Origin of the sequence: Flavobacterium aquidurense (assembly GCF_002217195.1) — a bacterium.
GTDB lineage: Bacteria > Bacteroidota > Bacteroidia > Flavobacteriales > Flavobacteriaceae > Flavobacterium > Flavobacterium frigidimaris.
Window position 1 is genome coordinate 1 of record NZ_MUGR01000018.1, and the last position, 26723, is coordinate 26723.

Below are 26723 nucleotides of genomic sequence, written 5' to 3' on the forward strand. Positions count from 1 at the left end.
TTGTGTCCAGACGGTAGGCTGCTATCGGGGCTAGGGCAATCGTTTTCAAAAGTGCGTAACTGCTGCTTTATAATTTTCGTATCTCACTTTTTTTTGTCATTCCGAGGAACGAGGAATCCCCGCAAGTAACTCTACAATCAAAATCGTCAATCTTTGGCGAGCTTCTCATGGGGTTTCCTCGTTCCTCGGAATGACAAGATTGTGTGTAAAAACTTTGTCAAAGTTTTAAACATTGACAAAGATGATATGTTTAATTCGTGAATTCGTGGCGAAAAGAAATCTAATTCTCTAATCCCTCCAAATCCTCTTTCTTAGCTTTCTTCTTTTCAAAAGTCAAAACTAAAGCCGGTAAAACCAATAAATTGGCAAACATTGCAAACGCTAATGTGCATGAAATTAATCCGCCAAGAGCGATTGTTCCGCTGAAACTAGAAAGCGTGAAAGTAGCAAAACCTAAAATTAAAACTACCGAAGTATAAAAAGTACTGATTCCTGTTTCTCTCAAAGCACTGAAAACAGATTTTTTGACTTTTCCGTTGCTCTGAATTAAATCATGTTTGTATTTCGCCATAAACTGAATCGCATTATCAACCGAAATACCGAACGCTATACTGAATACCAAAATCGTAGAAGGTTTAAGCGGAATCCCGAAATAACCCATTAATCCGGATGTAATGCAAAGCGGTAAAATATTTGTAATCACAGACGCCATTACCATTTTGAAAGATCGGAATAAGTACAACATTAATCCTGCAATTACTAAAATCGCAAAAATCAACGATTCGATTAAGTTGTCGACCAAATACGATGTTCCTTTCTGGAAAACCAATGCTTTTCCGGTCAGAGTCACTTCATAACGGTCTGCAGGAAAAATTTCAGCAATTTTTGAGCGTAATTTTTTCTCAACTTTTGCCATTTCCTGAGTTCCAATATCTTTCATGAAAGTCGTGATTCGGGCGTATTGTCCAGTCGAATCTACATACGATTTCATCAGATTGTCTTTGCTGTTTTTTGTTGCATTTTTAGCATACGATAAAATAAATGTCTGTTCCTGCGAAGTGGGCAATTGGTAATATTCCGGATTTCCGTTATAGAAAGCCTGTTTCGAATACTTCACCAAATTCACTATAGAAACCGGTTTTGACAATTCAGGAAGTTCGGCAATCGTGTTTTGCAATTCGTCCATTTTTTTCATCGTCGATAATTTCATAACACCTTTTTTATGTTTGGTGTTAATCATTATTTCAAGAGGCATAACGCCGTTGAATTCTTTTTCGTAAAATAAAATGTCTTTATAGAATGAAGCGCTTTTTGGCATTTCACCAATCAAACTTCCGGAAACTTTCATTTGTGCAACTCCAATTACACTAAAAACCAAAAGCAAACCATAAATAGTATAAATTACTTTTCGTTTGTTTTTTACCACATTTTCAACAAAATTCAATAAAGTCGAAATATAGGTTTTGTTTAAGTGATACAAATGTCTTTCTCCCGGAATCGACATGAAACTGTACACAATTGGCACAATTAAAAGCGTTAGTAAATAAACGGAAATCACATTGATCGAAGTCACCAGTCCAAATTCAAAAAGTAAATCATTCCCTGTAATCATGAAAGTAGCAAAACCTATCGCCGTAGTTAAATTCGTCATCAAAGTCGAAACCCCAATTTTGGAAATAATACGCTGTAATGCTTTTGCCTGATTGTTGTGTAATTTGATTTCCTGCTGGTATTTATTGATCAGGAAAATACAGTTTGTGATTCCGATTACGATAATTAATGGCGGAATAATAGCTGTTAGAATCGTGATTTTATAATGAAATAAACCAAGCGTCCCGAAAGACCAGATTACCCCAATTATTAAGATGCAAATCGAAATAAAAGTCGCTCTGAACGAACGGAAAAAGAAAAAGAAAATCAAGGAAACCGTGAATAAAGCCGCGCCAATAAAAAGCCCGATTTCACCTTTCATATTATCCGCATTAATCGTTCTGATGTACGGCATTCCAGAAACTTTCAAGTCAACTCCTGTAGTTTTTTCGAATTTATCGATTTTCGGAACCAGGTTTTCAAGAATAAAAGTCTTTCTTTCCGGTGTGTTTACAAGCGCTTTGTTGATGTAAATTGCCGAACGAATACTACCACTTTGTTTGTTAAACAATAATCCTTCGTAAAAAGGTAAATTGTGAAACAAATCATATTGTACCTTTTTTAAGTATTCAGGATCAAGTGCTTTTTGTTGATCGATAAACGGAGTCAGAACAAATTTTTCGTTGACAGTATCTTTTTCCAGTTTCTTTAAATCGTTTAAGGAAACGACCAAATCGACCTCTTTAGAGTTTTTTAAACCCGTCATTAATTCATTCCAGGCAGCATAATTTTTAGGTGTAAAGAATTTTGGATCCTGAAACCCAATTACCACTAAATTTCCTTCCTCACCAAATTTATCCAGAAACTGTTGGTATTGTTTATTTACGATATGATCTTTAGGAAGCAAATTGGCTTCAGTATAAGTCATAGAAAGGTTTTTCCATTGGTAGCCAAGGAAAATCGTTAAAACAGATAGGATTACTAGTATTACTATTCTGTTCTTAAGTATGATTCGGGCTAGTTTTTCCCAAAATCCAACTTGTACTGCGTTTTTCATAAAATCTTTAAAATGGATGCAAATGTAGTGAAAAGTGCTCTATATCATAAATAATCAGTTCTGTTTTTACTGTTTGTTAACATAAATGATACTCTGTTATTTAGGAAAATTTGGCCGTTTTGCGCAATTCTACGTTAGCTTTTCTCATATTTGTACTTAATTTAAAAACGAAAAGAATATGAATTGGATTTTATTAGTAATTGCAGGACTTTTTGAAGTTGGATTTGCATCTTGTCTGGGCAAAGCCAAAGAAACGACAGGAATGATCTCAACATATTGGATGGCTGGCTTTTTTGTTTGTCTTTCGATTAGTATGTTATTGCTGTATAAAGCCACGCAAGTTTTACCAATAGGAACCGCATATGCTGTTTGGACAGGAATTGGAGCGGTTGGAACCGTTTTAGTCGGGATTTTGGTTTTTAAAGAACCGGCAACTTTCTGGAGAATATTTTTTCTTTCGACTTTAATTGCTTCAATCATTGGGTTGAAGTTCGTTTCTAGTCATTAAGAAATATTGGCCCACGGATTTTGCTCAAACGGGTTAACGCAGATTATTTGATAAAAGCTCTTGGGAAAAATATGCCACAGATTGCACAGATTTTCACAGATTAAATTTTTGTCAATTATTAGAAAAAAATCTTTTTAATCATTTTAATCTGTGGCAAAAGAATACATGCAGATTTAGGCAGATAATTATAATCCGTTTAAACCCGTTTGGTCCGTAAAATCTGTGGGCAAAAAACTTTGTAATTTTACATAACTATGCAAGAAAACAACACCATCACTTTTATATTTCTAGCGATTCTTTTAGTGCTTATCGTTCTAATTTGCTTTTTGATCTATCAGTTGACTCAATTTAAAAAAGCAAAAGATAATGCCGAAAAGAGTTTTTATGCACTCGAAATGAAAGTGAACGATTTACAGTTAGAAACGTTAGAGTCAAAACTGAATCCGCATTTGTTTAAGAATATACTGAATTCGATTCAGTCACATGCGTACCAAACCTATTTTGCATTAGATAAACTCGCCAACGTTCTGGATTATATTCTGTACGAAAGCAAAAAGAAATTTGTCACGGCAAAAGAAGAAATTGATTTTGCTTTGAATTTAATCGAAATCAATAAAATCAAGATCAGTCCGCTTTTTGAATTGAAGATCAAAACCAATATCAATAAAGAAGATAAATTATACGATCAGCCATTATTAGCGCCGTTGATCTCGATCGATTTAATCGAAAATGCTTTTAAACATGCTGATCTGCAAAGTGCGGATGCTTTTATTTCGGTTGTTTTTGAGTTTAAGGACAATGCTTTTTTTATGACGGTTTCGAATAAAATCTCCGATAAAAAAGTGTTGAAGAAAGAGCGCAGTGGTTTTGGTCATACGACTTTAGAACACCGTTTGCGTATTATTTATAAGAATAACTTCAAACTTGATAAGTTTGTTGAAAATGACGTTTATATTGCTCATCTTAAAATAGATTTACTTGAATACAAAACTGAAATGCTTGCTGCTGGACGATGAGTTACCGGGATTAACGTACCTGAAAATGCTTTGCGAACAAATTCCCGAAGTTGAAATTGTAAAAACGTTTAATAATCCTGAGAAACTCCTTGCCGATATTCCGAATCTTGATTTTGATTTGTTGATATCAGATATCGAAATGCCCGGAATTGATGGTTTGCATCTGGCCGAAATGCTGGACAATAAATTGGTGATTTTCTGTACGGCGTATAAGGATTATGCTGCTGATGCTTTTAATATTGATGCAGTAGATTATATAACAAAACCAGTGAAACTGGAGCGTTTGCAAAAAGCAATCTCAAAAGCTTTTGAACGTTTTCATAAACCGGATGCGGCCAAAAAATTCATTCAGCTGAATACGGATAAAGGTAAGACCTTACTATATTTTAATCAGATTCAATATATCAAAACGGCAGTGAGTGACAGCCGTGATAAAACAGTTTTACTTGTTGATGGAAGTTTTCTGAACCTGAAAAATGTAAAATTCGATACTCTTTTAAACGAATTGCCCGATCCGGATTTTTGCCGCGTAAACAAAAAAGAAATTGTGGCGGTAAAAGCAATTAAGTTTTTTAATCATAACGAAATTGTCCTGCACCATTTAGAGAAAAATGACAAAAACAGCACTTTGATTTTAAGTGAAACATATCGTTCTGACTTTTTGAAAAAGGTGAAGTTATAAAATATTATATGTTAGGCTGAGCGGAGTCGAAGCCATTATTGTGATTGAGCCTTCGACTTCGCTCAGGTTGACAGTCATTTTTTGAGAAATGATATGAATTAAGGTTTGTCCGGCTGAGCGGAGTCGAAGCCCTTTAGTATAATCAAGCTTTCGTTAGAAGTCGGTTTTATCTAGTCAAGCCTTCGACTTCGCTCAGGGTGACAGTTATTTTTTGAGAAATGATATGAATTAAGGTTTGTCTGGCTGTACAGAGTCGAAGCCCTTTAGTGTAATGAAGCTTTCGTTAGAAGTCGGTTTTATCTAGTCAAGCCTTCGTTTTCGCTCAGGGTGACAGTCATTTTTTGAGAAATGATATGAATTAAGATTTTTGTCCGGCTGAGCGGAGTCGAAGCCTCTTTTTACGATAAATACCCTCTGTTTTATTCAGAATGACAGTGGTTTATTGCCAATTATTATAACTTATTACAAAGTTTTTCCGACTTGTTACATACATTGAAAATTAGGTTTAAAATTTCTTTTTCACTTAATTCTCGCTTCTGATATTTGCACCATTAAAATCAAAAAAAATGAGTTATGAATAACATAAAAAACTCCTTATTTTACGTTACTGTTATTGGTGGTTTTACTGCTCTGATATATTGGGTAATTTCAAAAGGTGCCGCACTCGAAGTGGGTCGCGGAATCGTACACAAGCAAATCGAAAGTAATCATTGGAATGATTTTCTTCATTCGATGGTCGAGAATCTGCAACATCCTCTTGCTATTTTATTGGCGCAGATCGTTACTATTATTTTAGTGGCACGTTTGTTTGGATGGGTTTTTAGAAAAATCGGACAGCCATCTGTAATTGGAGAAATGATTGCTGGTATTGTTTTAGGTCCCTCTTTGGTGGGAATGTATTTTCCTGAATTCTCAGCCGCATTATTTCCAAAAGAATCTTTGGGAAATCTGCAATTTTTAAGTCAGATTGGTTTGATTCTTTTTATGTTCGTTATCGGGATGGAACTGGATTTGAAAGTATTAAAAAATAAAGCACACGATGCAGTAGTTATAAGTCACGCAAGTATTGTTATCCCTTTTGCCCTGGGTCTGTCATTAGCTTATTTTATCTACCATACTTTTGCTCCGGTTGGAGTTGAGTTTGCATCATTTGGTTTGTTTATGGGAATCGCCATGAGTATTACGGCATTTCCGGTGTTAGCCAGAATCGTGCAGGAGCGAGGCATGCAAAAAACAAAATTAGGAACCATTGCCATAACTTGTGCTGCGGCAGATGATATTACGGCCTGGTGTATTTTGGCAGTTGTAATTGCAATTGTAAAAGCAGGTTCGTTTACAAGTTCTTTATATGTAATTGGTCTGGCTATTTTGTATGTAATTGTCATGCTGAAAATAGTTCGTCCGTTCCTGAAACGTGTTGGAGATCTAAATTCAACCCGAGAGAGTCTGAATAAACCTGTTGTTGCTATTTTCTTTATTACACTTCTGTTCTCTTCGTATGCTTCAGAATTAATCGGAATTCATGCTTTATTTGGCGCTTTCTTGGCGGGAGCAATTATGCCAGAAAACAACAAATTCAGAAATATTTTTATTGAGAAGGTAGAAGATGTTGCTATCATTGTTTTACTGCCTTTATTCTTTGTATTTACAGGTTTGCGTACACAAATAGGATTGTTAAACGATCCTTATTTATGGAAAGTTACTGCTGTAATTATTGCTGTTGCAGTAGCCGGGAAATTCTTAGGTAGTGCTTTTGCTGCTAAATTTGTGGGGCAAAGCTGGAAAGACAGTTTAGCCATTGGAGCATTAATGAATACGCGTGGTTTAATGGAGCTGGTGGTGTTGAATATTGGTTATGATCTGGGAGTTCTTTCTACGGAAATTTTTACCATGATGGTCATTATGGCTTTAGTGACAACGTTTATGACTGGTCCGGCATTAGATTTTATAGGTTTTATTTTTAAAGATAAAATACCGGCGGTTCCACAGGAAATTGGCAATAAAAGCAAATACAAGATTCTGCTTTCGTTCGCAACTCCTGAAAGAGGTAAAAAATTACTGAAACTGGCCAATAGTCTGGTTAAGAAACAAGGAGATAATTCGATTGTAACAGCAATGCATTTGTCATTAAGTACAGAGATTCATTCGTTTGATATAAAAGATCATGAACGCAAAATGTTAGTTCCTGTGATAGAAGAGTCAGAACGTCTGAATCAAAACATGGTAAGTGTTTTTAAGGTAACAAACGATATCGATACTGATATTATAGATACGGCAAACCAGGGCGACTACGATTTATTGTTAGTTGGTTTGGGACAGTCTATTTTTGACGGAACTTTACTTGGGAAGATTCTTGGTTTTACAACCCGAATCGTAAATCCGGATCGTTTGATCGATAAGTTTACCGGAAAAGAAGGTTTGTTCGAGAATTCTCCTTTTGATGAAAGGACACGTCATATTATTTTAAAAAGTAAGATGCCTGTTGGGATTTTTATTGATAAGGATTTAGAAGAAGTGAATCAGGTTTTTATGCCAATTTTTAGTAAAGAAGATTCTTTTTTAATAGAATACGCGAAGAAATTAATCAATAATAATGGTTCTCAAATCACGGTTCTGGATGCAAGCGGCGAAGTAAAGAATACCAGAGATATTCAGGAAACGATTCGTTCGATCGAGCAAATTGCACCCAACCATATCATGATTATGCACGACAGAACAATTAAGAAAGAGTTTCTTGAAAATCAAAGTTTGATGATTATTAGTCTGGACAGCTGGAAAAAACTGATAGAATCTCAAAGTACATGGTTGAATAATACGCCTTCGGTTTTGATTTTGAAACCATAAGAGTTTTTTAAATTTCAATATTTTTAAATTCCAAATTCCAATTTTATGATTGGGGTTTGGGATTTTTTTTGTTGTGGTTTTCTTTGCTGACGTGACGAATAGTTTGTGGAAACTTTGTCAAAGTTTTTTGATGTAAAGCATTGTCATTGGATTGCGGGATGGCACGCGGATGACACGGATTCGCTAAATCGAAAACGCGGATTTACACGGATTTTTTTTGTTGCATTATTTTTTCTTGTGAAAACGAATGCCCTAGCCCTGATAGAAGTGGGAAATCCTTTTGTGTCCGCCGCCGCGGACACAAAAGATTGAAACGGATAGCAGGAAATAGCTCCTGACTCTTCGACTTCGCTAAGAGTGACAAACATTGATTTAATTGGAATTTTAAAATTTATGGAATTTAATTTATAACCCCAAATCAAGTACATAAGAAATCTTAACGGCAATATTGTCTTCGAATTTCAACAGCTGATTTGGTCCGTAACGATAGAATCCTCCAAGACCGAAACCTTTATAAATTTTGTTGAGTTCGATTCCGGATTCAAAGAAACCTCTGTCAAGAGTTTTATACGTTGGCCCCACATGCTGCTCGGGATTTTTCATGTTTCCCCAAGCCATTCTGGTTACTAATACCAATGATGGACGGACTTTTTTGAGTATTCTGATTCGGTCAAAACCATGTTTGATCTGAAAAAAGATATATTGGCTGGAGAAAAACTCATTAAAATACATGGTTTCAAAACTATTTCTGCCGGCAAAAGTAATACGCTGAACAACGGTTTCTTTGGTTAAGTTATTTGGCATCGTGTTGTAAAGATGCGTAAGCGGTACATCGCCCATGGCATATCCTCCCTGTAATAATAAACTCGTTTTCTGACCGTTTAAATATTTCTTTTCATACTCGGTTTTGAAATCGATTTTACCAAAAGTAAAATCATTTTCTAAAACATTAGGCAGTGATTGTGTGTACTGAAAAGTAAATCTTGGAAATCTTTTGTCCGTTTCATTTCTTCCGGTTGGCGTTTGCATAAAATCGCTAAACGGCGCCCAGACAATCGAAACCATTGCGGTTGTCATAACATAATCAGAATATAATTTTCCGCCGTAATTAAAGAGATAATCAAATTGAGGCGCAACGTAAGTTCTGGCGAGTTCAAAGACGGCTTCGGTTTTTGGAATAATTTTGGTCTGGACATTCGCTTTCCAGCTCACATATTTATAAAACGTGCTAATATTGATAGGACGCGGATCATAAATTTTAAAAACACGTTTGTCAACTGCAAAAACAGTACTTGCAATCTCGCGAACGTCATCTGTATAATAGGCATTTACCCAGGTATTGCTGCTTTTATCCAGTAGAACTCCCGTCCCTAAACTGTATTTTACTTCGCCATCTTTTGTTCCGTAAGCAGAATATCCCTCGATTCTGAAATTTTTAGAAAAACGATCGTTTGTGATTCCGCCAAGCCCCAGTCGAAAGCCTTCGTAGTTATTGTAGCTGATAATTTTTTTAAGATCAAGGTCAACAGGTCCAATCGGGATATAGCCATTGATTATTTTGCGGCCAAATCCTAAACGGCTTTCAATTCTTTTTTTGATAGAAAGGCTGTCTATCAATTGATATGTTTTCTGGCCTTTTAAGTCCAGGCTTTCTTTTCGGTATTCATTCCAGAATTCTTCCGGCTTTTTACTGGCGTCCTCTTTGATCTCCATATAAAGCGCCGGGTTTTTTATAGGAGTAGTGGTGTTGTAGTGAATGTCGAAATTATCACTTTCTGAAAGTAGATAAGTAAAGTCAGAAGCTGATTTTTTTCTGGGTTCAAAGTTGTCTTCCACGTCTCCGTCAAACTGAATTGTTCCGCCCAGAATTTTAATGTCATCGTCGTTTTTTCCCTTTACAATTTTGAATGTTGTATTGCTCTGGAACCATATTTTTTCGCTTGGTACGTATTCAAATTCGTGAATTCCACTAATATCCAAAACGCCTTTTATGCGCATTACGGCTTTGGCTATGGCAAAATTTTCCTGATCGATATATAAGACACCTTCTAAGCCTGACGATTTTCTTTTGTGCTTGTTTTTAAAGTAAATCATATAAGTTTCACGGCCTTTTATGTTTACAGTATCGAGTATTTTATAATTGTAATTTGCCGGAGCACTATTCGAAATCGGGTTTTCATATTTAGTTTCAAATAGTTCGTATTTGTTGTCATAAATAGATATCGACTGCAAATTGAAAGCGATAACTTCATAGATCGGATTTTTGAATCCCGCCATTTTAGTCCCTAAAATAGTTTCTTTGAGCTTGTTGTTGCCAAACTGATATTGGGATACTTTTTCGGTTTGAAATAAATGCTGTTTACTGATTATTTCTTTGAATTTATAATCAGAGGAATCGATATTAATGCGTTTTTTATTGAAATCTTTATACGCTGCTGTAGAATCGATTCTGCCATCGATAGAATCCGGATTCGCGGTAACGATAAGTTTATTGTAGCTTTTGTATTCGAAAGTACTGAGCTTTTTTTGCGGATTGTTTTTGTTTTTATTTTCGATTACTTTTTTTATAATCGTTAAAGCAGGATTTTCATTAGAAATAACGACTTCTTTTAAATCATCTGTTTTTTGAGAAAGCGGAATCAGATAATATCTTTTGTCTGTAATGGCAATAATTTTGGTTTGAAAGCCAATGTAGGAAACTGAAAAACTGCTTGCGTTTGCAGAGGGTTTAAAAATGAATTTTCCGTCAACATCTGTAATGGTATTGATATTGTCTGACGTCGTTATCGTAGCAAAAGGGAGCGGCTTATTGTTGGAATCAGTTACAATTCCGTTTATTTGAAATTGCGCCTGAATAGTAAGTGTGAAAAACAAAGACAATAAACAAAATAGCTTCATACAGATATTATAGTTTCAAAAACGAAAAGAATGTGATTTTGGTATGCAAAAATAAGAATAAAAAAATCCGCTTAGTACTAATTTAACTAAACGGATTTTATTTTGTGTTCGATACAGTTATACCTTCATAATTTCGGCTTCTTTTGCTGCCAGTAATTCGTCGATTTTTTTGATATAAGTATTCGTTAGGCTCTGTACTTGCTCTTCTGCAGATTTACAAATGTCTTCAGAAGTCCCTTCTTTTTCTAATTTTTTAATATCGGTATTCGCATCTTTACGCACATTACGTACACCAATTTTTGCATCTTCGGCTTCCGTTTTTGCTTGTTTAGCTAAGTCTCTGCGACGCTCTTCTGTCAAAGGCGGAACACTGATGATAATCACATCACCATTATTCATCGGGTTGAAACCAATATTAGCCACCATAATGGCTTTTTCAATGGTTTGCAGCATGTTTTTTTCGAAAGGCTGTAAAGTAATTGTTCTGGCATCCGGAACACTTATTTTTGCTACTTGCGATAGTGGTGTTGCTGATCCGTAATAATCTACAAAAACACTTCCCAGCATTGCCGGAGAAGCTTTTCCTGCACGAATGTTAAGAAATTCTTTCTCTAAATGCGCAATCGAACCATTCATTGATTCTTCAGTACTATCTAATATAAATTCTATTTCTTCAGTCATTTTTTTTAGATTTTTAGATTTTCAGATGGTTAGATTTTCAGATTTCTAAAAATAGTATCATCTAATTATACTAACTATATGTTTTTTGTTTTTTATGAATATTTTGCGATTATTGAAATTTAGAGAAATCTAATGATCTAAATTTGAATAATCTAAGTAGTCTAAATATTTACTACAGTTCCGATGTTATCGCCTTCACAGATTTTTAATAAATTTCCAATTTTGTTCATATCAAAAACAACGATTGGTAATTTATTTTCCTGGCTTAATGTAAAAGCAGTTGTGTCCATTACATTCAATCCTTTTTTAAGAACATCTTCAAACGAAATAAAATCGAATTTTACTGCTGATGCATTTTTTTCAGGATCAGAATCATAAACACCATCAACACGTGTTCCTTTTAAGATTACATCTGCGTTGATTTCGATACCTCTTAAAACGGCAGCAGTATCAGTTGTAAAATATGGATTTCCTGTTCCGGCACCAAAAATTACAATTCTTCCTTTTTCAAGGTGGCGATCTGCTCTTCTTTTGATGTATGGTTCTGCAATAGATTCCATTTTTAAGGCAGTTTGCAAACGGGTTTTCATTCCGTTTTCCTCAAGGGCACCTTGCAAAGCCATTCCGTTTATAACCGTGGCAAGCATTCCCATATAATCACCTTGTACTCTATCCATACCGGCACTTGCACCAGCAACGCCTCTAAAAATATTTCCTCCTCCAATAACAATAGCAATTTCGACTCCTTTACTGTGAATTTGCTTAATTTCTTCAGCATATTCGGCCAGTCTTTTAGGGTCAATTCCATATTGTAAATCACCCATCAAGGCTTCGCCGCTCAGTTTTAGAAGAATTCTTTTATATTTCATGTGTTGTTGCGTTAATTTGTGCAAATATAGACATATTCTGATTTTTAAAAATAATGTTTTCAAAAAAATACTTGTTCTTTTATTTTTAAATTTATAGTGATTTTTTAAAGGATTTTCTGAATGTGATAAAAGTCATTCTTTGAGTCTCCCTGAAAATTGTAATTTTATGCAATTCAAAAATTAAACAAATATGAAAAATATTATTGCTAAAGCATTATTTAAAAGTCATACGTATCCGGAATATCGAAAATTAGTGGCGGATTTATTAGTAGACGGAAAATCAACCGGCAGCGAACAATCTGAAAGTTTAACCCATTATAGTAAGTTAAACGATGCCAGAATGAATAGGTTAGATAAAACGATACAGCTTAAGGATGAAGTTATCTCAAAGATCGAAAACCTGGAGCACCGGTATATTTGGCTTGTAATTTCTGAAGGCTGGTGTGGTGATGCGGCTCAGATACTTCCTGTGATTAATAAAATGGCTTTGGCATCGCATAAAAAAATAGATCTTAGAATTGTGCTGCGCGATGAGAATGAAGAATTAATGAATGAATACCTTACCAATGGCGGAAAAGCAATCCCTAAAGTTATTATCATTTGCAAAGAAGCCGGAATTGTCCGAGCTGATTGGGGACCAAGACCAAAAGGAGCAGCTGAATTAATAACAAATTATAAAAAAGAATTTGGTGTTCTTGACGAAAAAATCAAAACCGATTTGCAATTGTGGTACTTAGCGGATAAAGGCGTGTCAGTACAGGAAGAACTCATGCAGGTAGTCGAAAATATTCAGTACAGCCGATTATAATCTGAATTAGAATAAATTAGTGTGTAGTTCGTTTGTTTGGTTAATGTGTTGAAAATAAATGGTATATGTTTTAAAATTATATTAAATGTTTTTTTAGAGTTAAAATATTTTGTAACTTGGTAACATCATCCCACTTCTATTATCATTTTCTTAGTTACTCTTTTTATTGGTGTCTCTTTAATGTTTAACAATTAAAAATACACTATTATGAAAAAGTTATTCGAAAGATTTTATGATTTTGTTTCAGGTTTATTATTTGGAGGAAAAAATGTATCTCATTATTAATTCCAAAAGAACGAAATTTATGTAACAGAACTACTTAGTTAGAAGTTGGCACATTACTATTGTTTAATTGGTAATGTGCTTTTTTGTTTTGTCTCTATTAAAATTGCTGCAGAGTCAATAGTTTTACTGTAAGCTTTCCTCGAATAAAGTAACGTCAATAGCATTTTTTACGTCATAATCACCAATTTTAGTTCGGCGTAAAGCAGTTAAATGCGAACCTGAATTCATCGCTTTTCCAAAATCAAAGGCGAGAGAACGAATATAGGTTCCTTTGCTGCACACGACTCTAAAGTCGATTTCCGGCAAAGCAATTCGCGTAATCTCAAATTCGTGAATGGTTGTTTTTCTGCTGGCAATTTCTACTGTCTCACCGGCGCGTGCGTGTTCATATAAGCGAACGCCATCTTTTTTAATAGCGGAGAAAATAGGTGGTTTTTGATCGATTTCACCTAGAAATTGCTTTACGGTTTCATGAATCAAAGCTTCGTCGATATGTGAAGTTGGAAAAGTTTCGTCGATTTCTGTTTCCAGATCATACGATGGAGTAGTAGCTCCAATATAAAAAGTTCCCGTATATTCTTTTGCCTGTCCTTGTAACTCCGTAATTCTTTTGGTAAATTTTCCGGTACAGATCAATAATAATCCCGTTGCCAAAGGATCTAATGTTCCGGCATGACCAATTTTGAACTTTTTAGGAAGTCCGACTTTATTGATCAACAGGTATTTTAATTTATTGACAGCTTGAAACGAACTCCATTTTAAAGGCTTGTCTATCAATAAAATTTGTCCGTTTAAATAATCTTCAGGCGTCATTATAGGATGGTAAGGGGATGAATGAAAAAGTGAATCACTAATAAAGCGATTCCGGCGATGATTCTGTAATAACCAAAAACTTTAAAGCCGTTTTTAGTCAGGAAACCAATGAAGGTTTTAATGGCTAATAGGGCTACAATAAAAGCAACCACATTTCCAATAACTAATAAGTTAACCTGATCGTGAGATAATTCGAATCCGGCTTTATAATAATCATAACATTTTTTTGCTGTTGCACCTAGCATCGTTGGTACAGCCAAAAAGAATGAAAACTCAGCAGCGGTTGTTCTGGATAGTTTTTGAGACATACCTCCAACAATACTGGCTCCGCTTCGTGAAACTCCCGGAATCATTGCCAAACATTGAAACATTCCTATTTTAAATGCTTGCAGATACGTAATTTCCTGAGATGTTTCGGCAGTGTTTGGATTGTTGAACCATTCGTCGACTTTTAGTAAAATGATACCTCCTATTAAAAGTGAAACAGCAACAGTAACCGGGTTTTCTAGTAAACCGTCGATAAAATCACTTAATAATAATCCTAAAACGACAGCTGGAATAAAGGCAACTAAAAGTTTAAAATAAAAATCAAGTGTCTGAAAGAAACGTTTGAAATATAAAACAACGACAGAAAGTATAGCGCCAAGCTGAATAACGATCGTAAAAAGTTTTGTAAAATCTTCGTGAGCAATTCCGAAGAAAGAAGAGGCAATAATCATGTGACCAGTTGAAGAAACAGGTAAAAACTCTGTGATTCCTTCAATTATGGCAAGAACAATAGCTTGTAATGTATTCATTTATTAGATTGTTAGATTGTTAGAATATTAGACATCTTAGATAAGATGAATCTAATAATCTAAGATGTCTGAAGTCTAAGGAGTCTACTTAGATTTTTTAAAAATAGAATAAATCGTGATTCCAAAACCAATTAAAACAGTGGTTGGCGCTAAGCGAATACGTCTAAAGTTAAAAACATCTTCATTAAAGATATTAGGATCTTTACTTCCTCCGCCAGACATTAAGATAAAGCCTAATGCAATAACTGCAATTCCAATTAAAAGGATTTTATAGTTAATCCCGTCAAAAAGAAATTCTTGATTTTTTTGAATTTGTTGTTCTTCTTTAATATTATTTTTCATTGCTGTTTTTTTTGTCACCCCAAGCGAAGTCGAAGGTATTTTTGTTTTTAAAATCTAAAATCTAAAGTCAGAAATCTGCAATTAATAAAGATCGTCAGTTCTTAAGTTCAGGAAACGTTGTGTTGCAAAATGTGTACTGACCCAGGTAATCAAAACCCCTAATCCGAAAACGGCTAATAATACCAATCCAATTAAAGCTTTGTCTTCCAGAATGCCTAAGCCGGGGAAATTGGTTTCTACATAAAATAAAACCCCAATCAAAGCGATGATCGCCAGTCCGGCACCTAACATTCCTAATTTTACACTACGCAGTACAAAAGGTTTACGGATAAACGATTTTGTTGCGCCGACCATTTGCATGGTTTTAATAATAAAACGGTTTGAATGTATGGATAAACGTAACGAACTGTTGATTAGCAAAACCGCGATTACAGCAAGGAAACCACTGATAATCAAAATCCACATACTTACTTTTTTGATGTTGTCATTTACCAGATTCACCAGTTGTTTGTCATAGACAATATCTTCGATCATGGTGTTTTTACGCAATTGACTTTCAATTTGCAGGATACTGTCTCTCTCTACATAATCAGCTTTTAAGTGAATGTCGTAGGAATTCAATAAAGGGTTTTCTCCTAAAAATGTCAGGAAATCTTCACCAATAATATCGGTATGTTCTTTTGCGGCTTTTTCTTTCGTTACATAAGCATAAGATCTGGCGAAAGGCGCTCTTTTCAATTCGGTGTTGAATGCTTTTATCACACTATCATTAGCTTCATTTTTAAAGAAAACCGTCATGGCAATTTTTTCTTTAAAATCATTAGCCAGTTTTTTAGAATTGATAATGAATAATCCCAGTACTCCTAAAAGGAATAAAACCAGAAATACACTTAGTACAACTGAAAAATAAGAGGAAATTAACCTGCGCTTTTGAAATTTATCAAAGTTAGAACTCATAGTTTGCTTAAATTATGTGGTAAAAATAATAAAGTATTTCTTTATTTGAAGTTAATAACGTTCAAAGTTTTGACTTTCGTACTATAAATGTACAATTAGATGTTGAATAAAAAGTTTATTTAACCGCAAAGGGGGCAAAGTTTTGTAGTGATTTGACCGCAGAGAACGTTAGGATTTTTTAGCAGCCCAATTTATGGGTAAAAAACTTTTTGATTCTGAGGTTAAATTTAATAGGAGAAAAAGCCGCTTAATCTTTCTTTCTTAAAAATTTATTTCACTTTATAAACTTCAATGCTTTTCAGCCAATAAACATGTCTTGGTCCGGTTTTGATATCGTTTTTACAGATTAGAATCATTTCGCCGCTTTTAACCGGTTTTCCATTTTCTTCAAATAATACATAGGTGTTTTCTCCAGTTGGATTGTTGAAAATTTCAGCCCAGGAAAAAGTTGCTTTATAATCGTCTGAGGCCCTTGCTACTATATAGAAGTTTCTGTCTTTATGGCCGTTTTGCCTGATTTTAGCTTTTTCTAAAATATCCTTCAAAAGGACACCTTTACAGACCTTGTCGGCTTTTTTAATTTCGCCGCTTTGGCAGACTACTTTAAAATTATCAATAGTTACAACTTTCATTTTCTTTAAAGAGTCGATACTCAACTGCAACGGAAACTCAACATCGCCTTTTACTTCAATTTGGTGATTTACTAATTTTAAACTATCGGTGGGAGTGAGAACCGGATGTTTGTCATTGTCTGTTTTTGAAACTTTTTCTGCGGATTTTGTATCTCCTTTTTCTTTTTTAGGAGAGTTGCACATTATGCTTGAAAATGCAATTAATAAAACGAGAATAAAATTTTTAGTTTTCATGGGAAATAGGTTTGTATAAATAATAATTCAGTTTGCTTTAAAATGAATAAAGGAAATATTTTTTTTTAAGTTCTGTGTTTCTCGACTTCATAAAAATCAGTTATTAGCTATTAAGAATATTTTTTTAGTGTTTAAGGATGAAAAAGGATTTTAATTACGTACTTAAAATGTAAAATTAAGTATTATTACGTAATCAAAAATAAGTATTTTGTTATTTTATTTGTTTGTCAACGAAATAGCTTTGGTACAATCTGTAATAAATGTAAATTTGCCAACTTATAATCCATTTAGTGAGAAAGTCTTTGCGCCTTTGTCACTTTGCAACTTTGTACCTTAATATGAAATACAATCCAAACGAAATCGAACAAAAATGGCAGAAATATTGGGCTGAAAACCAAACTTTTGCTGCAAAAAACAATTCTGACAAGCCAAAGCATTATGTCTTAGACATGTTTCCTTATCCGTCCGGAGCGGGATTACACGTTGGGCATCCGCTGGGTTATATTGCTTCAGATGTTTATTCTCGTTTCAAAAGACATCAGGGTTTCAATGTTTTGCACCCAATGGGATATGACAGTTTTGGATTGCCTGCAGAGCAATATGCCATACAAACAGGACAGCGTCCGGAAGATACAACACGCGTAAATATTGACGGTGGAGTAGATAAAGAAGGAAAACAAATTGCCGGATATAGAAAACAATTGGATAAAATCGGGTTTTCGTTTGACTGGAGCCGTGAAGTACGTACTTCAAATCCGGATTACTATAAACATACACAATGGATTTTTATCCAGTTATTTAATTCATGGTATTGCAAAAAACAAGGAAAAGCATTTGACATTTCAGAACTTGTAAAAGTTTTTACTGAAGAAGGAAATGTTTTGGTTGAAGCAGTGTGTGATGATAATGTTGCCATTTTTACAGCTGAAGAATGGAATTCGTATTCTGACGACCAGAAAGAAAAAATCCTTTTGCAATACAGAATGACGTATCTGGCAGAAACAGAAGTAAACTGGTGTCCCGGTTTAGGAACTGTTTTAGCAAATGACGAAATTGTAAACGGAGTTTCAGAACGTGGAGGATATCCTGTTATTCGTAAAAAAATGACGCAATGGAGCATGCGTATTTCTGCTTATGCAGAGCGTTTGTTACAAGGTTTAAATGATATCGACTGGAGTGAATCGATCAAAGAATCGCAAAGAAACTGGATCGGAAAATCTGTTGGAGCATTAGTAAAGTTTCAAGTTTCAAGTTTCAAGTCTCACAACGATGCGCAAACTGAGGCAACTTTAAACGTGAAACCTGAAGCAAATTTTATTGAAGTATTTACGACGCGCCCTGATACTATCTTCGGAGTAACTTTTATGACTTTGGCGCCGGAACATGATTTGGTCGCTAAAATTACTACTCCGGAACAAAAAGCGGCTGTTGAGGCTTATATCGAAAAAACGGCAAAGCGTTCTGAACGTGAGCGTATGGCTGATGTGAAAACTATTTCTGGTGTGTTTACCGGAGCTTATGCAGAACATCCTTTTACAAAAGAACCAATTCCGGTTTGGATTGGGGATTATGTTTTGGCTGGTTACGGAACTGGTGCTGTAATGGCGGTTCCTTGCGGAGACGAAAGAGATTATGCTTTTGCGAATTTCTTTAAAGGTCAGAAAGGCATGCAGGAAATCAAAAATATCTTCGCCAATGTCGATATTTCTGAAGCGGCGTACGGATCTAAAGACAATGTAGAAATTGCCAATTCTGATTTTTTAAACGGATTAAATTATAAAGCAGCAACTCAAAAAGCGATAGCTGAATTAGAAAAAATAGGACAAGGAAAAGGAAAAACAAATTACCGTTTGCGTGATGCTGTTTTTTCCCGTCAGCGTTATTGGGGAGAACCTTTCCCGGTGTATTATGTAAACGGTTTGCCAAAGATGATCGATGCGCAGCATTTACCGATTATTTTGCCTGAAGTAGAGAAATATTTACCAACCGAAGATGGTTTGCCTCCGTTAGGAAACGCAGCTGTTTGGGCTTGGGATACTCAAAATAATAAAGTTGTTAATACCCATTTAGTCAATCATGCAACGATTTTTCCTCTGGAATTGAATACGATGCCAGGTTGGGCAGGAAGTTCATGGTATTGGATGCGTTATATGGATGCGCATAATGAGAATGAAATTGCAAGTAAGGAAGCTTTGAAATATTGGGAAAGCGTAGATTTATATATTGGAGGAAGCGAACACGCTACCGGACATTTATTGTATTCTCGTTTCTGGAATAAATTCTTAAAAGACAAAGGTTTTGCTCCAACCGAAGAACCATTCAAAAAACTGATCAATCAGGGGATGATTTTGGGAACGACTGCTTATGTTTATAGATTAGAAGGAACGAATACATTTGTTTCGAAAAATAAAATTGGAGATCAAAATGTTCAGCCTATTCGTGTAGACGTTTCTTTTGTTAATTCTTCGGATGAATTGAATATTGAAAAGTTCAAAGCATGGAGAGAAGATTTTAATACTGCCGAATTTATTTTGGATGAAAATGGAAAATACATTGTTGGCCGTGAAGTCGAAAAAATGTCGAAATCATACTATAATGTAGTGACGCCAGATGATATTTGTAATGAATATGGAGCGGATACATTGCGTTTGTACGAAATGTTCTTAGGGCCGTTAGAGCAGGCAAAACCTTGGAATACTGCCGGAATTTCAGGTGTATTTGGTTTCCTGAAAAAATTATGGAGATTGTATTTTGATGAGAACAATGGTTTAATCGTAAACAATGATCAGCCAACAAAAGACAACTTAAAATCATTGCATAAAACCATTAAAAAAGTAGCAGAAGACATTGAGAGTTTTTCTTTTAATACTTCGGTTTCTCAGTTTATGATTTGTGTAAACGAATTGTCGACTCAAAATTGTCATTCAAAAGCCATTTTAGAACCTTTGGCGATTTTGGTTTCGCCTTATGCACCGCATATTGCTGAAGAGTTATGGGCACAATTAGGACATACAACTTCAATTTCTGAGGTTGCTTTTCCTGTTTTTGAAGCCAAACATTTAGTGGAGATGAATAAAGAATATCCGGTTTCTTTCAACGGAAAAATGCGTTTCACTATCGAATTGCCTTTGGATTTAACCGCAGCACAAATCGAAGAAATCATTATGAAAGACGAAAGAACATTAAAGCAATTAGATGGCAAAACACCAAATAAAGTAATTATTGTTCCCGGAAAGATTATTAACCTTGTAGGGTAATGTCGTAATGTTTTATAAATTCCAATTTTTATTGGGGTTTACTTAAAAAAGAAAAGCTNNAGCTTTTCTTTTTTAAGTAATAAAATCCTAAATGTTATTTTGCGAATACAAAAGAACCCGGAGCTGCTACAATAATTCCATCGCTGGTTGCTTTTGCAGTTGTTTCTTTTTCTACTTTTCCGCCAACAATGATTTTTACAGTTATTGTTTGGTCTACAATACCGCCAAACCCACTTACTGTTATTCCTGCTCCGTAAGTGTCTGCACCGGCCGTAAATTCTTTAGACCATGGTAATGCATTGATATCTGCATTTTGTCCGCCATTTCCTGACTCAGTATAAACTGTGCTAAGCTTTCCGGTGTAATTTCCGGTTACTTCATATTTAATGTCTCTTGATCCTGCTCCTGAATTGTTGTCGTTGTCGCTGCTGCAGGAAACTACCGTAAAAGCAAGAGTCAGTACAATCGCCAGAGTTTTCAAAATTGATTTCATAAAAAATTCTTTATAATTAATAATAGTGTCTAACAAAATTAGAAGCTTGACAATGAAAGGGCAATACCTGATTAAGTGTATTTTGTACTACCTGATATCAGGTAAAAAGAGCTGGTTGTTTTTGGAATGGTGTTAATTTTAATAAATTTGAGGAAATACCACTTTATGAAGAAAATCTACTTTTGTATATTATTCCTATTGTTATCAGTCACTATAAAATCCCAAGTGGTCCTTTCGCTGGAAGACCATTCTGCTTATATTGACAGTATTGCTAAAGTCACCGACAATATAAAGTCAGACAGTTTAAAAAGCCTTTATAGTTTTAGATTGTCAAAACTGTATTTGATTGTCCAGGATGTCGAAAAGTCTAAAAAGTACCTTGCGCAGGCCAACAGGCTTAAAACTAAATTTCCGTACTTAAACGACATCGCACTCTACTACAATTCCTTTATTTTTATGGATAAAGGGGACAGAGATGGATTTGAGAAAGCACTTCTTGAAGCAGATAAAAAGCTTAAAAAATACAATACTAGTGAAGTTTACAGGTTTCGTGCCAGTATCCTGCACAATTACGGGTTTGTACAACAGCAAAAAAATAATGAAAAAGCATACATGAAACTGCTGGTGAATGAAGCCATTCCCATTGCGAAAAAAAGTCGGGATTACGAACTTATAAGTAGTTTGTATAAGGCAATCGCAATTATTTTTATGGATAATGATGAACGTGAAAAGGCAAGTGAATATTTGAGTGAGGCGCAGAATTATATTGAGAGAGCAATAAAAAAAACGCCAACGGTCGCGGAGTCAAAAATGGAAACCTACATTATCAATGCTGAAAATCTCGTCGAGCTTAAGCACTTTTACGATGCAAAAAAAGTGTTGGATAAAGCATTTTTAACTTTGAAAAAATTTCCGGAATCCAACTTAAATGATTCTTACTTTTATTCAGAAGGATTGTATTATGCCAGGCAGAATAAACACGAAAAAGCCTTGGAAAGTTTTGAAAAAGGGATCAAATCAGCAGGGAAACATCAGAATCAGATTGCGCTAAACCGGCTGAAATTTGCTGAGTATGAAGTGCTTTTTAAATTAAAAAATTATGATAAAGCCAAGGATAATCTTGAATACCTATTAGAGAAAACCCCTTTTGTTGTTGATAAAAAGAATTATTACAACGAGTTGTCGAAAGTGTATAGTGCAACAAAGAATTATGATAAAGCTTATTTTTATTCTAATAAATACAATGTTATCAATGATAGTCTCAATGATACAAAATTTAAAAGTGAAATTGTAGAACTCGAAGCGAAGTATAAGAAAGCTGAGAATGAGAAAAAGATAAGCCTGCTTCAGTCGCAAAATGAAAAAGCAGCTTTGATGGTCAATAATAATTGGCTGAATTCTGTTCTTTTTGCGGTATTGTCTGTCCTTTTATTTATTATTGTTTTGTTCTTATGGCTGTTGAATAATAATCAGAAAAAGTTAAGTATTCAGAAAGAAATTAATCATGAGCAGGAATTGAGTGCACTTGAGAACCAGCAAAAATTATCGGTTTCTAATGCTTTGATAGAGGGAGAAGAGGTAGAAAGAAAAAGAATCGCCAGGGATTTGCATGACGGACTTGGGAGTATGCTTTCAGGGCTCAAAATTCATTTGAAACTCGCTGAGAAAGAAAATGCGCTCAGTCCTGCAGAAATCAATACGCTGTTGGATAATTCGATTAAGGAACTGCGGAATATTTCGCAAAATCTAATGCCGGAAAGTTTGTTAAAACTAAGTTTAGAACATGCGTTACGGGATTTGTGTGTGGGCAATTCAAATGCAAAGACTAAAATTGAATTTCAGTATTTGGTTCAGAAACGTAATTTGCCTAAAAATTATGAAATTGTGATTTACAGGATTATTCAGGAATTATTGATAAATGCTTTAAAATATGCCGATGCATCAGAAATTTTAGTTTCCTGCTCTCAGAATAAAGATACTTTTTATATTACAGTCGAAGATAATGGGATTGGGTTTGATGTCTCTGTAAAAAGTACCGGAATGGGATTGAGGAACATTAAGAACCGTGTTGAAATCCTGAAAGGAAAATTAGAAATAGAAAGTGCCTTGAATAAAGGAACTTCTGCCTACATCGAATTAAAAGTAAAAAACGAAACGCCATCAAATGGATAAAGTGTATAAAGTGGTGATTGTAGACGATCATCCAATTGTAATTTCAGGAATTTCAGGATTATTGTCGGATTTGGAAACTGTTGAAATTGTGGGTAAATTAGAATCCGGAGTAAAACTTGTTGATTATATCGACGAGAATCAGGTCGATCTGATTTTGATGGATATCTTTTTGCCTGTCATAAATGGTGTTGATCTTTGTAAAATAATCAAACAGAAATTTCCGCAAATGATTATTATCGGAATGAGCAGCCAGTCAGAAAGAAGTCTGGTAATGCAGTTTATTCAGAATGGCGGAAATGGCTATGTTCTTAAAAGTGCCTCATTTGAAGAGTTTAAAAACTGTATCAATCAAGCTATTGAAGGTGAAATCGTGTTTAGCGATGAGGTTAAAACGATTATTAGTCAGCCTACATCTGATGGTTTAGAGCATATTCCTAGTTTGAGCAGGAGAGAAAAAGATATTACTTTATTACTGTCAAAAGGAAAATCGACACAGGAAATAGCAGATGAATTATTTTTAAGTTTTCTGACAGTTCAAACACACAGGCGCAATATTTTACAAAAGTATAAAACCAAAAATGTAGCTGAATTAATCGCTTTTCTCTTGAAGAACAATCTTTTAAATTAGTTATATCGGGCTGTCAAAATGACATTTTTTGAAATTGGTTCAGAAATTGCAATTTGTTTTGTAACTTTAATAATCAATCAAATAAAGATAAAAATATGGGAAGTGGATATTTAATTCTGGCCGGAGCAATTATGTTGTTCAGCTGGATGGTGAGTTCAAAGCTCAAAAGTAAATTTGAATTGTACTCAAGAATACAACTAAGAAACGGAATGAGTGGTGCTGAAATTGCTGAAAAAATGCTGGCTGATAACGGGATCACTGATGTTCGTGTTATCTCGACTCCGGGGCAGCTAACAGATCATTATAATCCTACAGATAAAACAGTCAATTTGAGTGAGGCAGTTTACAATCATCGCAATGCGGCGGCTGCAGCTGTTGCAGCGCACGAATGTGGTCACGCTGTGCAGCATGCGATCGGGTACGAGTGGTTGACAATGCGTTCGAAATTAGTGCCAATCGTAAATATCGCATCAAGTTATATGCAGTGGATCTTATTGGCAGGAATTCTTATGATTAGAGTTTTTCCAGGTTTGTTGCTAATAGGAATTATCATTTTTGCAGTGACAACATTGTTCTCGATAGTGACTTTGCCTGTAGAATATGATGCGAGCAACAGAGCGCTGGCCTGGTTAGAAAATAAACACATGCTAACACAAGAAGAGCAGGCAGGAGCAAAGGATGCTTTAAAATGGGCGGCAAGAACCTATCTGGTAGCTGCTATAGGATCGATCGCAACGTTGTTGTACTATATTTCGATCTATTCAGGAAGCAGAAGAAACTAATTTTGTAATTGAATAATTAGTCAATTAGATAATTTATTAAACAAACCCGACAGGTTTTTGAAACCTGTCGGGTTTTGTTGCTTAGTAGATTATGTATTTTAACAAGTTGTAAAATATGATCCATAATGCGGTTACTATAAATAGGGCATTTATGTAGTTTCTATTTCCGGATTTGAAAAATTTATAAAACAAAACGATGCTATAAATTATGCTTGTGGGAATTGATAATAAGAAAAAAATGTCGCTGATATTGGGTCCGTGCGGACTGCCAATTGGCTGAAATGTTCTTATAAGTATAAAAAGTATAAAGTAAGCTATGAAAAATAAGATGGTTTTAATCTCGGGTCTAATGTCTTTCATGGCGTTTTTAAAATGGCACATTGGGTAATAAGATAATTTAGTAAGCAAACCGGGAGGTTTCTAAAACCTGCCGGATCTATTATTTATAAGGTTTTGGAAAAATATCAAATTTAGATATTCAGTAATTGTCTAATTATCAAATTGCCACATTATCTAATTTACAATTGTATTTGCCTGTCTATTTGTTGATCCAGCGAAATAAATGTTTCTGTTCTTGAAACGCCTTCTATGGCTTGAATTTTAGTATTTAAAAGCTGCATTAAGTGTTCGTTGTCGCGACAGATGATTTTTATCAAAACAGACCAGTTTCCGGTTGTGTAATGGCATTCCAGAACTTCAGGAATCTTTTTTAAATCTTTTACGGCTTCAGAGTTTCGGGATGCTTTATCCAGGTAAACGCCTATGAAAGCCATTGTATTGTATCCTAAAACTTTTGGGTTTACCGTAAATTTAGAACCGGAGATAACGCCTGATTGTTCCAGTTTTTTCAAACGCTGATGAATTGCAGCTCCAGAAATCCCTATTTTATTAGCGATCTGCAAAATAGGTTTTCGGGCATCATCCATTAAGTAGCGCAGGATTTCTTTATCGATGCCGTCAATTTCAATTATAAGAGAGTTGATTTTCATAGTTGTGGTTTGAAACTTATTTAGGTGATTTGGTTTAAAATAGAAATCAAATTTAGGAATAAAACTTTAAAATATTTGAAAAAAGAGAATTTTAATTGTTGTTTTGTGTTGATTTTTTTTTTTTTTTTTTTTTACCATTAAGAGATTAAGAAAATAAAGGGAAGTTCTTAAAATGTGAAATTTAAATAGAGAACGAAGGAAGCTTTGATGAATGTTTACGTTCAAAGTTATTATGTGTGTTTTTTTTTTCATCCTGAGGAACGAGGGGTCTCTGCCAATGTCATTAAGTTAAGAAAAACAGCCGCAATACTGTACCGAATAAATCTCACGCAAAGTTGCCAAGCCGCCAGGTTTACGCCTAAAACCTTTGCGCTTTTGCGTCTTTGCGCGAAAAAGAATTAACCATTAATTAGATCAAAAGAGCTTAACTTAATGACATTGGACTCTCTGCGAGTAGCTCGACAAAGATAGGTGACTTACTTTACGGAGTTTCTTGCGGAGATCCCTCGTTCCTCGGGATGACAATGATTGTGTTTAGGTGCTTAAAATCCAAAGTGATTTAAAATAAAAAATTCCAAATTCCAACAATGAAGTTGAAATTTGGAATTTTGAAAATTTGTATATTTTTAAAGGATTATTTTCCTTTGTTTGCTTCGCTAATGTATTTTTCTAAAGCCATTGTCATAGAAGGTGTTTCAGGTGTGGGAGCAAGAATATCGATTCTTAATCCGTAGTCTAAAGCTTCTTTTTGAGTAGTGCTTCCAAAAACAGCAATTCTGGTTTCGTTTTGTTTGAAATCAGGGAAGTTTTTAAACAATGATTTTATTCCGGTTGGACTAAAAAATGCTAAAACATCATAATAAACATCTGCAAGATCTGATAAGTCACTCATTACAGTTTTGTAAAAAACAGCTTGTGTCCAGTCTACTTTCAGGTTGTTTAGTGTTATAGGGGCATCAGCATTTAACTGATCAGATGCCGGAAGCAGGAATTTTTCGTCTTTATACTTTTTGATAAGAGGTGATAAATCTGCAAAATCTTTTGCTCCAACGTAAATCTTACGTTTTCTATACACAACATACTTTTGCAGGTAAAATGCAACAGCTTCAGATTGGCAGAAATATTTCAATCCTTCAGGAACTTTATAACGCATTTCATCTGCTACTCTAAAAAAGTGATCCACCGCATTACGGCTTGTCAAAATTATTGCAGTATAGTGATTAAGATCGATTTTTTGCAATCGAATCTCTTTAGCATTAACCCCTTCCACATGAATAAATGGTCTGAAATCAATTTTTATTTTGTGTTTTTGTTGGAGCTCAAAGTAAGGAGAATTTTCCACTTTAGGTTCAGGCTGTGACACCAAAATTGTTTTCACTTTCATATTAT

21 protein-coding genes are annotated in these 26723 nt (G+C 34.7%); 9 read left to right on the plus strand and 12 right to left on the minus strand.

The annotated features are described in order from the left end of the window. Positions 1 to 280: 280 nt before the first annotated feature. Positions 281 to 2647, minus strand: coding sequence for an efflux RND transporter permease subunit (locus B0A67_RS09530; protein ID WP_072964308.1), 2367 nt, complete (start codon positions 2645 to 2647; stop codon positions 281 to 283). 178 nt (positions 2648 to 2825) lie between these two features. On the opposite strand from B0A67_RS09530, the gene B0A67_RS09535 reads away from it, so the two are divergent. From B0A67_RS09535 to B0A67_RS09550, 4 genes are all read left to right on the plus strand, one after another. Then, positions 2826 to 3155: a DMT family transporter gene (locus B0A67_RS09535; RefSeq protein ID WP_072964309.1), complete on the plus strand. Its 330-nt coding sequence runs from the start codon at positions 2826 to 2828 to the stop codon at positions 3153 to 3155. A 254-nt stretch (positions 3156 to 3409) separates the two neighbouring features. After that, positions 3410 to 4171: a sensor histidine kinase gene (locus tag B0A67_RS09540; protein WP_072964310.1), complete on the plus strand. Its 762-nt coding sequence runs from the start codon at positions 3410 to 3412 to the stop codon at positions 4169 to 4171. Beyond that, positions 4134 to 4853, plus strand: a complete 720-nt coding sequence (locus B0A67_RS09545; protein ID WP_072964311.1) for a LytR/AlgR family response regulator transcription factor — start codon at positions 4134 to 4136, stop codon at positions 4851 to 4853. Before B0A67_RS09540 ends, B0A67_RS09545 begins: the two co-directional genes overlap by 38 nt. Before the next feature lie 573 nt (positions 4854 to 5426). Then, positions 5427 to 7697: a cation:proton antiporter gene (locus tag B0A67_RS09550; RefSeq protein WP_072964312.1), complete on the plus strand. Its 2271-nt coding sequence runs from the start codon at positions 5427 to 5429 to the stop codon at positions 7695 to 7697. 405 nt (positions 7698 to 8102) lie between these two features. Here the strand turns inward: B0A67_RS09550 and B0A67_RS09560 are convergent, their stop codons facing one another. The 3 genes from B0A67_RS09560 to pyrH all read right to left on the minus strand — a co-directional run bounded on the left by B0A67_RS09560 (position 8103) and on the right by pyrH (position 12145). After that, complete coding sequence (locus B0A67_RS09560; RefSeq protein ID WP_072964314.1) at positions 8103 to 10595, minus strand: DUF5686 family protein; 2493 nt, start codon at positions 10593 to 10595, stop codon at positions 8103 to 8105. A 117-nt stretch (positions 10596 to 10712) separates the two neighbouring features. Beyond that, positions 10713 to 11276, minus strand: a complete 564-nt coding sequence (frr, locus tag B0A67_RS09565) for a ribosome recycling factor (protein WP_072964315.1) — start codon at positions 11274 to 11276, stop codon at positions 10713 to 10715. 161 nt (positions 11277 to 11437) lie between these two features. Continuing rightward, a complete protein-coding gene (gene pyrH / locus B0A67_RS09570) occupies positions 11438 to 12145 on the minus strand; it encodes a UMP kinase (protein ID WP_072964316.1) in 708 nt (235 codons plus the stop codon). Between the two features lie 190 nt (positions 12146 to 12335). On the opposite strand from pyrH, the gene B0A67_RS09575 reads away from it, so the two are divergent. Further along, on the plus strand, positions 12336 to 12953 hold the full coding sequence (locus B0A67_RS09575; RefSeq protein ID WP_072964317.1) for a thioredoxin family protein: 618 nt from the start codon (positions 12336 to 12338) through the stop codon (positions 12951 to 12953). Positions 12954 to 13361: 408 nt separating this feature from the next. Here the strand turns inward: B0A67_RS09575 and truB are convergent, their stop codons facing one another. The 5 genes from truB to B0A67_RS09600 form a co-directional block, all read right to left on the minus strand. Further along, positions 13362 to 14051, minus strand: a complete 690-nt coding sequence (gene truB, locus B0A67_RS09580) for a tRNA pseudouridine(55) synthase TruB (protein ID WP_072964318.1) — start codon at positions 14049 to 14051, stop codon at positions 13362 to 13364. After that, positions 14051 to 14848, minus strand: a complete 798-nt coding sequence (locus B0A67_RS09585; protein ID WP_072964319.1) for an undecaprenyl-diphosphate phosphatase — start codon at positions 14846 to 14848, stop codon at positions 14051 to 14053. Before B0A67_RS09585 ends, truB begins: the two co-directional genes overlap by 1 nt. 84 nt (positions 14849 to 14932) lie before the next feature. Further along, positions 14933 to 15190, minus strand: coding sequence for a DUF3098 domain-containing protein (locus tag B0A67_RS09590; protein ID WP_072964401.1), 258 nt, complete (start codon positions 15188 to 15190; stop codon positions 14933 to 14935). Between the two features lie 81 nt (positions 15191 to 15271). Continuing rightward, positions 15272 to 16147: a cell division protein FtsX gene (locus B0A67_RS09595; protein WP_072964320.1), complete on the minus strand. Its 876-nt coding sequence runs from the start codon at positions 16145 to 16147 to the stop codon at positions 15272 to 15274. Between the two features lie 269 nt (positions 16148 to 16416). Then, on the minus strand, positions 16417 to 17013 hold the full coding sequence (locus B0A67_RS09600) for a molybdopterin-dependent oxidoreductase (RefSeq protein WP_072964321.1): 597 nt from the start codon (positions 17011 to 17013) through the stop codon (positions 16417 to 16419). Positions 17014 to 17351: 338 nt separating this feature from the next. On the opposite strand from B0A67_RS09600, the gene leuS reads away from it, so the two are divergent. Continuing rightward, positions 17352 to 20270: a leucine--tRNA ligase gene (gene leuS / locus B0A67_RS09605; protein ID WP_072964322.1), complete on the plus strand. Its 2919-nt coding sequence runs from the start codon at positions 17352 to 17354 to the stop codon at positions 20268 to 20270. 94 nt (positions 20271 to 20364) lie between these two features. On the opposite strand, the gene B0A67_RS09610 is transcribed toward leuS, so the two are convergent. After that, on the minus strand, positions 20365 to 20763 hold the full coding sequence (locus B0A67_RS09610) for an MmpS family transport accessory protein (RefSeq protein WP_072964323.1): 399 nt from the start codon (positions 20761 to 20763) through the stop codon (positions 20365 to 20367). 165 nt (positions 20764 to 20928) lie between these two features. On the opposite strand from B0A67_RS09610, the gene B0A67_RS09615 reads away from it, so the two are divergent. From B0A67_RS09615 to B0A67_RS09625, 3 genes are all read left to right on the plus strand, one after another. Beyond that, positions 20929 to 22935 carry a tetratricopeptide repeat-containing sensor histidine kinase gene (locus B0A67_RS09615; RefSeq protein ID WP_072964324.1) on the plus strand — a complete coding sequence of 669 codons (2007 nt, stop codon included), beginning with the start codon at positions 20929 to 20931 and terminating at the stop codon, positions 22933 to 22935. Next, positions 22928 to 23563, plus strand: a complete 636-nt coding sequence (locus B0A67_RS09620) for a response regulator (protein ID WP_072964325.1) — start codon at positions 22928 to 22930, stop codon at positions 23561 to 23563. The genes B0A67_RS09615 and B0A67_RS09620 overlap by 8 nt, the downstream gene beginning before the upstream one ends. Before the next feature lie 95 nt (positions 23564 to 23658). Continuing rightward, on the plus strand, positions 23659 to 24345 hold the full coding sequence (locus B0A67_RS09625) for a zinc metallopeptidase (RefSeq protein WP_072964326.1): 687 nt from the start codon (positions 23659 to 23661) through the stop codon (positions 24343 to 24345). Positions 24346 to 24863: 518 nt separating this feature from the next. Here B0A67_RS09625 and B0A67_RS09630 read toward each other — a convergent pair. Both B0A67_RS09630 and B0A67_RS09635 read right to left on the minus strand, forming a co-directional pair. Beyond that, positions 24864 to 25334 carry an Lrp/AsnC family transcriptional regulator gene (locus B0A67_RS09630; protein WP_041518480.1) on the minus strand — a complete coding sequence of 157 codons (471 nt, stop codon included), beginning with the start codon at positions 25332 to 25334 and terminating at the stop codon, positions 24864 to 24866. A gap of 634 nt (positions 25335 to 25968) precedes the next feature. Beyond that, a complete protein-coding gene (locus tag B0A67_RS09635) occupies positions 25969 to 26718 on the minus strand; it encodes a uroporphyrinogen-III synthase (protein ID WP_072964327.1) in 750 nt (249 codons plus the stop codon). Positions 26719 to 26723 lie beyond the last annotated feature (5 nt).

Excerpts from the sequence above, each read along its gene's own strand:
- B0A67_RS09530 (WP_072964308.1), bottom strand. The coding sequence starts at position 2,647 with ATGAAAAACGCAGTACAAGTTGGATTTTGGGAAAAACTAGCCCGAATC.
- B0A67_RS09535 (WP_072964309.1), top strand. The coding sequence starts at position 2,826 with ATGAATTGGATTTTATTAGTAATTGCAGGACTTTTTGAAGTTGGATTT.
- B0A67_RS09540 (WP_072964310.1), top strand. The coding sequence starts at position 3,410 with ATGCAAGAAAACAACACCATCACTTTTATATTTCTAGCGATTCTTTTA.
- B0A67_RS09550 (WP_072964312.1), top strand. The coding sequence starts at position 5,427 with ATGAATAACATAAAAAACTCCTTATTTTACGTTACTGTTATTGGTGGT.
- B0A67_RS09560 (WP_072964314.1), bottom strand. The coding sequence starts at position 10,595 with ATGAAGCTATTTTGTTTATTGTCTTTGTTTTTCACACTTACTATTCAG.
- frr (WP_072964315.1), bottom strand. The coding sequence starts at position 11,276 with ATGACTGAAGAAATAGAATTTATATTAGATAGTACTGAAGAATCAATG.
- pyrH (WP_072964316.1), bottom strand. The coding sequence starts at position 12,145 with ATGAAATATAAAAGAATTCTTCTAAAACTGAGCGGCGAAGCCTTGATG.
- B0A67_RS09575 (WP_072964317.1), top strand. The coding sequence starts at position 12,336 with ATGAAAAATATTATTGCTAAAGCATTATTTAAAAGTCATACGTATCCG.
- truB (WP_072964318.1), bottom strand. The coding sequence starts at position 14,051 with ATGACGCCTGAAGATTATTTAAACGGACAAATTTTATTGATAGACAAG.
- B0A67_RS09585 (WP_072964319.1), bottom strand. The coding sequence starts at position 14,848 with ATGAATACATTACAAGCTATTGTTCTTGCCATAATTGAAGGAATCACA.
- B0A67_RS09590 (WP_072964401.1), bottom strand. The coding sequence starts at position 15,190 with ATGAAAAATAATATTAAAGAAGAACAACAAATTCAAAAAAATCAAGAA.
- B0A67_RS09595 (WP_072964320.1), bottom strand. The coding sequence starts at position 16,147 with ATGAGTTCTAACTTTGATAAATTTCAAAAGCGCAGGTTAATTTCCTCT.
- B0A67_RS09600 (WP_072964321.1), bottom strand. The coding sequence starts at position 17,013 with ATGAAAACTAAAAATTTTATTCTCGTTTTATTAATTGCATTTTCAAGC.
- leuS (WP_072964322.1), top strand. The coding sequence starts at position 17,352 with ATGAAATACAATCCAAACGAAATCGAACAAAAATGGCAGAAATATTGG.
- B0A67_RS09610 (WP_072964323.1), bottom strand. The coding sequence starts at position 20,763 with ATGAAATCAATTTTGAAAACTCTGGCGATTGTACTGACTCTTGCTTTT.
- B0A67_RS09615 (WP_072964324.1), top strand. The coding sequence starts at position 20,929 with ATGAAGAAAATCTACTTTTGTATATTATTCCTATTGTTATCAGTCACT.
- B0A67_RS09620 (WP_072964325.1), top strand. The coding sequence starts at position 22,928 with ATGGATAAAGTGTATAAAGTGGTGATTGTAGACGATCATCCAATTGTA.
- B0A67_RS09625 (WP_072964326.1), top strand. The coding sequence starts at position 23,659 with ATGGGAAGTGGATATTTAATTCTGGCCGGAGCAATTATGTTGTTCAGC.
- B0A67_RS09630 (WP_041518480.1), bottom strand. The coding sequence starts at position 25,334 with ATGAAAATCAACTCTCTTATAATTGAAATTGACGGCATCGATAAAGAA.
- B0A67_RS09635 (WP_072964327.1), bottom strand. The coding sequence starts at position 26,718 with ATGAAAGTGAAAACAATTTTGGTGTCACAGCCTGAACCTAAAGTGGAA.